This window comes from Alkalihalophilus lindianensis, from assembly GCF_032843265.1.
Classification (GTDB): Bacteria; Bacillota; Bacilli; order Bacillales; family Bacillaceae_D; genus Alkalihalophilus; species Alkalihalophilus lindianensis.
Map to the genome: position 1 here is coordinate 1 of NZ_JAWJBA010001041.1, position 235 is coordinate 235.

A 235-nucleotide genomic window follows, 5' to 3' on the forward strand; every position below is an offset into this window, starting at 1 on the left:
TTTCGATATAATGATTTGTATGGAACTAATTGAAGTCTTTAAAGCCTTATCCAATGAATCGAGATTGCAAATTTTACAATGGCTGAAAGAACCTGATCGTCATTTTACGCCCCACGAAGGGATTGATATGAATACTACAGGGGTATGTGTTAGTCAAATAACAGATAAATTGAAAATGACGCAATCAACAGCATCTCAATACCTTTCCATACTATTACGAGCTGGGTTAATTACG

General features: G+C 35.3%; 1 protein-coding gene. It reads left to right on the forward strand.

Annotation, left to right across the window (positions count from 1 at the left end; translation table 11 throughout):
- Positions 1–19: 19 nt before the first annotated feature.
- Positions 20–235, forward strand: a 216-nt coding sequence (locus tag RYX56_RS25285; protein ID WP_317124507.1) for an ArsR/SmtB family transcription factor, incomplete at its 3' end; no start/stop codon positions are given.